The organism is Paracoccus angustae (assembly GCF_042648745.1).
Lineage (GTDB): Bacteria > Pseudomonadota > Alphaproteobacteria > Rhodobacterales > Rhodobacteraceae > Paracoccus > Paracoccus angustae.
On sequence record NZ_JBHRXY010000064.1, the window covers coordinates 1 to 9063 of the forward strand.

Annotated in this window: 9 protein-coding genes and 1 pseudogene; 3 read left to right on the forward strand and 7 right to left on the reverse strand. The window is 64.5% G+C overall.

What is annotated here, in order from left to right; all coding sequences use genetic code 11:
* Positions 1-128: 128 nt before the first annotated feature.
* Positions 129-626 (reverse strand): toprim domain-containing protein, encoded by a 498-nt coding sequence (locus ACFOM8_RS21900; RefSeq protein WP_449301516.1) that lies wholly within the window; start codon positions 624-626, stop codon positions 129-131.
* A 24-nt stretch (positions 627-650) separates the two neighbouring features.
* On the opposite strand from ACFOM8_RS21900, the gene ACFOM8_RS21905 reads away from it, so the two are divergent.
* Positions 651-1457, forward strand: a complete 807-nt coding sequence (locus ACFOM8_RS21905) for a type IV secretory system conjugative DNA transfer family protein (protein WP_377764504.1) — start codon at positions 651-653, stop codon at positions 1455-1457.
* Positions 1458-1460: 3 nt separating this feature from the next.
* On the opposite strand, the gene ACFOM8_RS21910 is transcribed toward ACFOM8_RS21905, so the two are convergent.
* From ACFOM8_RS21910 to ACFOM8_RS21935, 6 genes are all read right to left on the reverse strand, one after another.
* Positions 1461-2387 carry an Abi family protein gene (locus ACFOM8_RS21910; protein ID WP_377764505.1) on the reverse strand — a complete coding sequence of 309 codons (927 nt, stop codon included), beginning with the start codon at positions 2385-2387 and terminating at the stop codon, positions 1461-1463.
* A gap of 189 nt (positions 2388-2576) precedes the next feature.
* Positions 2577-3575, reverse strand: coding sequence for an ATPase, T2SS/T4P/T4SS family (locus tag ACFOM8_RS21915; RefSeq protein WP_377764506.1), 999 nt, complete (start codon positions 3573-3575; stop codon positions 2577-2579).
* A complete protein-coding gene (locus tag ACFOM8_RS21920) occupies positions 3572-4948 on the reverse strand; it encodes a TrbI/VirB10 family protein (RefSeq protein WP_377764507.1) in 1377 nt (458 codons plus the stop codon). Before ACFOM8_RS21920 ends, ACFOM8_RS21915 begins: the two co-directional genes overlap by 4 nt.
* Complete coding sequence (locus tag ACFOM8_RS21925; protein WP_377764508.1) at positions 4948-5679, reverse strand: TrbG/VirB9 family P-type conjugative transfer protein; 732 nt, start codon at positions 5677-5679, stop codon at positions 4948-4950. Before ACFOM8_RS21925 ends, ACFOM8_RS21920 begins: the two co-directional genes overlap by 1 nt.
* Positions 5676-6362 carry a virB8 family protein gene (locus ACFOM8_RS21930; protein WP_377764509.1) on the reverse strand — a complete coding sequence of 229 codons (687 nt, stop codon included), beginning with the start codon at positions 6360-6362 and terminating at the stop codon, positions 5676-5678. The genes ACFOM8_RS21925 and ACFOM8_RS21930 overlap by 4 nt, the downstream gene beginning before the upstream one ends.
* A gap of 24 nt (positions 6363-6386) precedes the next feature.
* Positions 6387-7067 carry a type IV secretion system protein gene (locus ACFOM8_RS21935; RefSeq protein WP_377764510.1) on the reverse strand — a complete coding sequence of 227 codons (681 nt, stop codon included), beginning with the start codon at positions 7065-7067 and terminating at the stop codon, positions 6387-6389.
* A gap of 99 nt (positions 7068-7166) precedes the next feature.
* On the opposite strand from ACFOM8_RS21935, the pseudogene ACFOM8_RS21940 reads away from it, so the two are divergent.
* Together ACFOM8_RS21940 and istA are read left to right on the forward strand one after the other, a co-directional pair.
* Positions 7167-7394: pseudogene (locus ACFOM8_RS21940) on the forward strand (helix-turn-helix domain-containing protein); the annotation flags it as partial.
* Between the two features lie 185 nt (positions 7395-7579).
* On the forward strand, positions 7580-9063 hold a 1484-nt coding region (gene istA / locus ACFOM8_RS21945), incomplete at its 3' end, for an IS21 family transposase (RefSeq protein ID WP_449301517.1).

A 9063-nucleotide genomic window follows, 5' to 3' on the forward strand; every position in this document is an offset into this window, starting at 1 on the left:
CTGTGCGCCGATTGCCCTCCTCGAAGGCCTGGAACGCGGATCTCCGCGCGTGAAGGAGAGGTGACCGGGACAGGGAGCGACCCGGCCAAGAGGCAAAGACTGGCACCGCTGTCTCTCCGGGCCTGCCCTCACCCCGGCAGGAAACGGCGTCGATCGTCGGGATGCAGCGCGTCCTTCAGCGCCGCCTGCAAGGCTTGCAGCCCGAAGTGCCGCAAGTCGTCGTTGAAGTCGCCCTCCACGGGCACAAGGGCAATCGCCTCGATGCCGAGGCTGGCCGCTCGGGCCAGAAGGCTGTCGCGCGCTCTGTTGCCGGCGGGGTCACGGTCGCACAGGACATAAAGGCGGCGCAACGTGGGAGGGAAGAGCACGGCGGCAAGATGGGCGGCCGAGAGCGCAGCCAGCATCGGCATGCCGGGAAGTACCTGGCGCGGCGACAGCACAGTCTCGATGCCCTCGCCCACGGCCAGCACATCATCGGCTACTCCGAAGCGGACGCCGTGGCCGAGAAGCTCCCCCATGGCCCGGCGCGGCGTGGCGATCGGGGCCTTGTCCAACCCATCGGCGGCAAGCCAGGTGCGATGCGCGCCGGTCTGGCGGCCAGAAAGGTCGGTGACAGCGGCAATCATCGCCGGACGGGTCTCCGTTGGCCCATGCCCGTCCCCGATCCGACAACGGAGCCCTGGCCTGTACAGATCATCCTTGACGAGTTCGACCAGCTTGGCCCGATGCCGATCATCGTCCAGTCGCTGAAGCAACTGGCCGGTCACGGCGTGCGCGTGTCGATCATCACCCAGTCGGTACCCGGTCTGGAAACAATCTATTCCGAGAACGAACGGCTCTCGATCGAGTCTGCTGCCGGCATGAAGCTCTACATTGCACCCAACGAGAAGAAGACCGCCGGCGAGGTGTCCGAGGCGCTCGGCAAGACCACCCGGCTGTCGCTCAGCGACAGCTATTCGCAAGACGGGCAGGGGTTGCTGAAGCGGTCGGTCTCGCGGCGCAACGAGGAACGCCCGCTGATGACCCCCGACGAGGTCCGCAGGCTCGATCCCGACAAGATCCTCCTGATCCCCGAGAGGCAGAACCCGATCCTGGTGGACCGGATCGTCTACTGGCAGGACGCCTGGTTCAAGACCATCATCGACGCGCAGAAGGGACCGCTCCCTTATCCCGATCCGATCCGGGCCGAACTGGACGCCCTGCGATCCGAGGTGATGGCGCTGAAGGAGGACCGCATCCCCTATTCCGATGCCGAACCCAGGAGAGATGGCGCGGAGAGGTCCGAGACGGAGCCTCCCCTGGCGCAAGACGTTGCAGAGGCTCATAAAGCCGAGGATGCTGTGCTCGATGAAGCCGATCTGAATGAGGCTTCAGACAAGATGGACCGTTTTGACAGTAGGTTGCGGAGCAAGGCGAGGGGTTGCCAGGAGCAGGCCAATCCGACGGTGTCGATATAGGTGTTACGGGCCGCCCCAGACACTTCGTTCCTGCCAATCTTCGGGAAATCCCATGGCGTGCAGTTCTAGGGCCGACACTGTTCCCAGAAGGTCGATCAGGCGCGCCCGCCAGGTGCTGTCCGTCCGCTGGCTGTCCAGGAGGTGAAGCAGGGCGACCATGACGTTGTAGAGCCTGTTGTCCGGTTGTGCCTGGCCGGTCGAGGTGTCGAGCACCATGTCCCGGCCCCACCGCTTGACCCGCGGGACGCGCTTGACCAGCCGCTTGTTCCACAATCTGGAGTGGTGCGCACAGATGTTGCGGACATAGGACAGGGCCTGCAGGACGCCGTCCGTGATCTCCACAGTCGGGAGGCCCAGATCGCGCGTCACGGCGGCCTTGATGGGAAGGTCCCTGGTGATCTGCACCCATCGGGACAGTTCCCCGAACGTCATCAGTTCGGTGACTGCCCAGAGCGGCGGCAGGTAGGGGTCCGTGTACTTGGTGCGGTAGTGGGCGATAAAGGTTTCGTCTGACTTTTCCGCCGAACGGGCCAGCTTTGCGAGAAGCTCGGTATGCACCCTGGCGCCCCGGAAAGCGGAGGCACGGAGATGGGCATGCGCACCGTGCGCATGGGCCAGATGATAGGTCCACCGTGAGCGCACATGGATCTCGACGCGTTCGATCGCCTCCAGGAGCAGGAGCCGCAGCTTGCGGTCGAAGACGTAGCGCTCAATGACCTGGTCGAAGGATGTTCCCTCGGCGAAGCGCTTGCTGCGGGTCTGACCAGGAGGGGGAGGCAACTCGAACGGCAGCCAATAGGCGCTCAGTCGATAGTAGCCGACGGTCTCAAGCCACGTCTCCGCCTCGGAGGTATTTCTTACCAGCATGCCACGCTGCCGAAGAAGCGCAACCTGATCACCTGTAAAAGTGGGGAGCTTTCCGAATTCCAAGAAGACGACGTCCGGATATAAGTAACCCCCCGGTATTGAGCTCGGCCTTTCGGCCGGTCGCCTGGGGGGTGTTGTTGAAATGAAGATGGCGATTTGCGCCGGGGATGTCAACCGTGCGGTCCCGTGTCGCAAACCTTATCCATCCCTTTTTATCCTCTCCGCTCTCCAGTTGCCGCTTTGGGGGATATGTCAGGCGCTCTCCCCGTCGAGCCCCGGAAACCACGTCTCCAGGATGCCCCGCCCGGTGCCGATCCGGCCGGTCTGCACGACGACATCGACGGACTGGAGAACGTAGTCACGGATCTCCGACAGCGTCAGCGGCATGCCCGCGCGCATGACCAGGAAGGCGAGCCTGTTGACCGCCTTTCGCGCGCTTGTGGCGTGGATGGTCGTAAAGCTGCCCTCATGACCGGTGTTGATGGCCTCGAGGAAGGTGACCGCCTCGGTCCCACGGAGTTCGCCCAGGATGATCCGGTCGGGGCGCAGGCGCAGGGTCATCTCCAGGAGCCTGCCCGCCGAGCGCGGGGAGGCCTCCGTGCGATCGGCGATCAGGCTGATTGTATTCTCCTGGGCTGGAAGCAGTTCTGTCGCATCCTCGATCAGGGCCAGGCGATGCTCGTCTTCCACCATCCACAGGAGGCGCCGCGCCAGCTCGGTTTTGCCGGAGGAAGTGCCCCCGGAGATCACGAGGTTCATGCGGGATTGAACGCAGGCTCGCAGAAACAGGTCAGGATCGTCGCCTGTGGTTGCCAGTTCGCAGATGGCGCGCAGCTGTTGGAGCCGTTCCGCCTCGAGCGACACGGTCTGGTCGCGCAAAAACGGGAAGTGACGGGGCGCCGTGCCTCCCCCTCTGCGGCGGAACACCCGGATCGAGATCACCGAGCCGCCCGCGGAGGCAGGCGGGATGATGGCTTGGCAGCGCAGGGCGGCTCCGGCAACCTCGATGGTGGTCGAGATCGCGGGCTGGCTGTCGGTCAGCGTCAGACGCTGCTTGTTGGCGATCAGACCCGCCAGATCCCTGACCTCGACTGGCGGGAGGATGATTCCGGCCAGGGACATATGACTGTCGCCTGCGCGCTCGACCCAGACCCGGCCGTCGGCGTTGATGGCGATCTCGATGGTGGCCTCGTCGCCGATCAAGGGCTGCAGGATGCCAAGCCGGGTTTCCAAGTGGCCCACGTCTGTCATGGGAGCATTTCCAGATCGGCGTTCACCATGACCATGACCACGGCGCCCTGATCCACGCTGATCGTCGCCGGAATGTCGATGTAGTCCCCGATCACCCCGCCGATCGCATTGCTGGCGTTGCTGCCGATGTTCTCGTCGGTGTCGCTCGCGAATCCATCGTCGCTGCCCTCCTCAACGGCGGCCGCGAGCACCGCGGGGGCGGCGCCGATGATCGACACCGCGGCCGCCGCCGAGAAGCGCGCCAGGGTGCGGGTATTGACCCGACCCGTCACGCCCGCCCGCCCCACGCGGTCTGTTCCGTAGGCGGCAAGATCGACCGACTGCCCGTCCGGCGTCACCACCCGGTCCCAGGCCACCATGATCCGCCGCTGGCCCTTCTCGATGGACGAGCTGTAGCGGCCAAAAAGCCGTGCGCCCCGCGGGATCAGGACATTGGCCATGTCCATCGACCAGACATCATAGCTGACGGTTGCCGCAACATTGCCTTCGAGCTGGCTGGAGATGGCATTGGCGAGTGTCGCCTCGATCAGTGTACCCTGGACCACGGTGCGCGAAGGCTCGGAGATGACCTCCGCCTGTACGGCCTCGGACCGGCCCGCACGTCGGAACCGTTCGGCGGCATCAGACCGCTCGTCAATGCCATCCGCCCCGATGTCTTCCCCTGTCCCGCCGCCGCCAGCACGATAGGCAACCATGCTTGACTGGGTCCGAGCTTGCAGCAGCGCTTCTTCCTCGGCACGGCGGGCCTCAAGCTCGGCCCGGCGCCGCTCCAGCTCTGCCAGGCGCTGCGCTTCCAGATCGGTCTGCACCTGCGTCTGGTTGGCCAGTTCGGCAGCCAGGTCCAAATCGGATTGCAGGCGCAGGTTTTCGCGGTTCAGCTCATCGAACGCCTGGTCCTTGCCGGCCATGTCACCCTTGAGCTGGTCCAGCTCCGCGCGCAGGGCATCAAGCTCCTCGGATGACGTCCTCGGGTTGGCCCGCGCCGCGGCAAGCTCTGCCCTGGCTGCCGCGAGGTCGGCTCTGGCCTGCTTTAGGGCCGCACGTGCTGCTGCAGCCTCAGCCTGGGCCTGCGGATCGGCGACCGTGCGCACGGCGGTGCGCGTGTCCGGCGGGGCTGGCGCGGGGTTCGGCTCGTTTTCGGTCAGCGTGAAGCCGTCAAGCCCGGTGTCGTCCTGGAACTCGCGAACATCCGAGGTCGGCAAGGGAGATGGAGCCGGGTCTCCCGACGGGATTACCGTCGCCACATAGGCGCCTCCGGCAAGTCCGGCCGCCAGCATCCCGGCAGGCAGCGCTAGGCGCCGCCACAGGGGCGGCCTGGCGGCCGGTGGCTGCATCCGGCGCAGTCGTTCCTGCAGGGGATCGGCTTCCGCCATCAACGCGTCCTCTGCCCGGCACCAGGCTTTGTGCCCTCCACGCAGACATAGGCGTCGCCATAGCGCAGCACCCAGCGTTCCGAGCGCGCGCCCACGGTGATGACGGTACCGTTTACGCTGGTGTTGACGCTGTACTCCCGGCCTTTCGCATCGGCCCGGAAGACCGACGGGATCGGCGCGCCGGCCGGGATCTGGAATAGAGTCCGCTTTCCATCATCCGAGATCCCGACTGGCACAAATTCCGCTGCGCCCCTGCGGCTCAGCACGCGGTAGGTCATCGGCACCTCCGCCGGGATTGCCGCTGCCTCGGCCGCCCCGCGGGAACGAGACCCGCCGCTGCCCGGCACGGTGAACTTCACCGACCAGTTGGGCGTGGCCCGCGAGGACTCCACGGCATGGATGAAGTAGAAGCGCCGGTTGGTCTCGACGGTCAGGTTGGTGCTGACGCTCTCGAGGACCGGCTTGACGGTAAAGACGTTGGAGCCTTCAAGCTTCTCAACCTGAAAGGCCTCGCTGTCGCCGATGGCAATCGAGCGGATCGTCTCGCCATCCCCAAGCTCGACCAGAGTGACGTTCCGGACCCGGGTGTTGATGGTATAAACCTGCCCCTCCTGAAAGGTGGCATAGGTCAGGCGGCTGTCATTTCCGCCCGCGCGGGGGCGCGCCTCCGCATATGCTGAGACAGGCAGGGACATTGCGAGCAGCGCGATGATCGTAACGGAGCGGATCATGGCCGCCCCCCCATATCCTGAGCCTCAAAGCTTTCAGCTGTGACGCGGTAATCGGTGACGGTGAAGCCGAAGGGGTTCTCCCAGACGAGTTCCACCGCGCTCGCGGTCGTGGGCTCGAAGGCATAGCGGACCGTGGCATAGAACTTGCCGATCCGGTCCGGTTCGCCGGGCTTCTCGAGGCGCTTGGTAAAGCGGACTTGGGCGGTGTTCTCGGCAACCGGTGTGATCGACAGCACATCCACGACGACTTTACCGCTCGCGCCATAGATCAGCGGCGGATAGTTCGGGTTCGTCTTGTCCCATTGTGCCTTCAGGGCCGCCTGCACGCGGGTCGCGGACATGCGGTAGACCCGCAGGATACGGGCTTCGTTATCGGCCTCGTCATAGGTCTCGCGGTTCTTGACGTAGTTGTAGAGGAGCGACTGCTCGACAGCCACGCCTTGCTCGACACCGGCTGCCTCAATCCGGACCGCGCGCTCGGCCAGACCGGTGTCCTTGTCCACGATGGTTACGAAAGCCTGTGTTTCCTTCAAGGGCAGTGTCAGCCCTGCGACAGCGACCCCGCCAAGGCCCACCAACACCCCGCCGATGGCCACGCCCCAGGCCAGCCGCTCGCGCCGACGGACCCCAAAGATCAGTTCGGTTTCCAGGATTGTCCTGCTGTCAGCCTCGCCGTCTTTCATGGCCTTCTCCAGAACTCGGGCGCCTCATGCGCCGCTGTCACCCTTGCCCTGCATGATGTTGATGCCGCGTAGCTTGGCACGCAGATCGGCACCCTTCTCGGCCCATGCCCGGTCCCGGGCACGGGCGGCCAGCATCGGGGTCTTGCCCGTGAGGACCCCGGATAGAAGGGCCTCCCCACGGGCCTTGAGCGCCTCTCCTCCCCTGCGTATCCCGGCCCCGGTCGCAGTTGCGGGAAGCAGCAGTGGCCGCCCCACCAGCCGCACCGCCTCGGGAGCGAAGTTTGCGAGATTGAAGTTGCCGGTGATGTTGGCTGCCGCCGTGGGGATGGCCAGCAAGGCAAAGATGCCGACAAAGGCGACGCACAGAAAGCCGAGGGTCATCGAGAAGTCTTCGACTTCAGTTTGAGGTCTGAATTGAGCCTCGGCCATCGAGACAACTGCGCCAATCACAGCGGCTGCGGCAATCGGATACATCAGATAGCCCACGAATGAGGTCAGCCAGGCCTCGAAAAGGGACTTGGTGCGCTCGAACAAGGTAGCGATCATCGCCAATGGCGCGACGCCCAGCAGGAAGGCGATCATGATCTTGGAAAAGCCGACAATCAGCACATAGGCCGCCATCAGGATTGACAAGATAATGAACAGAAACCCTGCAATCACGCCCCGGGCGATGGCACTTTGAGCCTCTGCGGTGTTGATTTCCACCCAGAAGTGACCCAGGCAGGCCCATAATTTCCATTGAGATTTGACCCATGTGACCCTTCCCCGACGCGAAGAGCGGAGGGGGTTTACGGAGTGATCCACATGGGACTTTTGAACGTGATCCGGAAGCTGCGGCTGCGGGAGAAGTTGCCAATCCGCGAGATCGCGCGTCGCACCGGCCTGTCGCGCAATACGATCAAGAAGTATCTGAACTCAGGAACGATCGAGCCGTCCTTTGCCACCCCGGATCGGCCAAGCAAGCTTGATCCTTTTGCCGAGAAGCTGGCCGGCTGGCTGAAGACGGAGGCCGGCAAGTCGCGCAAGCAGCGGCTGCTGCGCGACAAACAGGATGAGATTCAGCGTCAATGAGGATGAGACGGGACGGCGTGTGCATGGCGCAGGGAGGGCATAGCCCGACCGCAGGCATGCACACGCCGTTGCGCCCAAATTTCCTGGGTCTGTGATCGCGGTCGCCACGCTACGCTGGTGGTTTTCAGGACTGGAGAACCACCTTTGTGCCGGGGCGCCATGTAACCGATCATCAGACGAGGCTTTTCATGAAGCTGAGACAGGACCATTCGATTGAGACCGCCGCCGCAAAGGCGGGGCTGAGCCGGGCGACCGGATACCGGATCGCGCAGAATACGCGTCTGCCCTCGCAGAAAGGCGCGCCCCGTGGCCGCCGTCGCCCCGATCCTCTTGAACAAATCTTTGATGCCGAGGTGGTGCCGCTGCTGCAGGCTGCACCCGGGCTACGGTCTGTCGCCATTTTCGAGGAGATGCTGCGCCGTCATCCCGAGTTGCAGCCGGGTATCCGCCGGACGCTGGAGCGCAGGATCCGGGCTTGGCGGGCCCTGCATGGGGAAGATCAGGAGGTGATCTTCCGGCAGGCCCACGAACCGGGTCGGCTCGGCCTATCGGATTTCACCGACATGGGCGCGCTCGGGGTCACTGTCGCGGGCGAACAGCTTGTTCATCTGCTTTATCATTTCCGCCTGCCGTGGTCGGGGTTCGAGCATGGCCATGTCATTCTCGGCGGCGAGAGCTTTGTGGCCTTGGCCGAAGGGCTTCAGAACGCCTTGTGGACGGCAGGCGGTGCTCCGGCATCCCATCGCACCGACAGCCTCTCGGCTGCCTTTCGCAATCTTGACGCCGAGGCCCGGACTGACCTGACAACGCGATACGAAGCTCTTTGCGCCCACTACCGCATGGTGCCTACGCGGAACAACAAGGGTGTCGCCCATGAGAATGGGTCGATCGAAAGCGCCCACGGCCATCTCAAGGGGGCGATCAGGGATGCCTTGCTGATGCGCGGCAGTTCTGACTTCGATGACCTCGGCAGCTACCGCGCCTTCATCGACGAGATCATCGGGCGCCGGAACGCCGCCCGCAACAAGGGGATCGCGGCCGAACGACCCCATCTGCAGGACCTTCCGGCCCACCGCAGCACCGATTTCGAGGAGGTGATCGTCAGCGTCTCCGGCACTGGCGGCTTCACCTTGCGCAAGGTCTTCTACACCGTGCCCTCCCGTCTGATCGGGCATCGGCTGCGGGTGCGCCTGTTCGATGACCGGCTGGAGGTCTTTATCGGCGGAACGCATCTGCTGACCCTGCCGCGGGGACGCGCGCAGGCCAATGGCAAGCATGACCAGGTAGTGAACTACCACCATGTTATCCATTCCTTGCGCAAGAAGCCGATGGCGTTGCTCAACCTGGTTTATCGCGACAAGCTCTTCCCTCGACCGGAATATCGCCGCGCCTTCCAGGCACTCTGTGCGACGCTGCCGGAACGGCAGGCCTGCAAGGTCACCGTCGAACTGCTGGCCCTGGCGCATGACCGCGGCTGCGAGGGCGAACTGGCCGCCGAACTGGACAGCCTGCTCCGTCGTGGCGATCTGCCGGACCCAGCTGTCCTGCGTGCAACGTTCGCGCCGGATCCGGCGCGATTGCCGACTGTCTCGGTGACGCCGGTCCAACTTGGCAGCTATGAGGCGCTGAT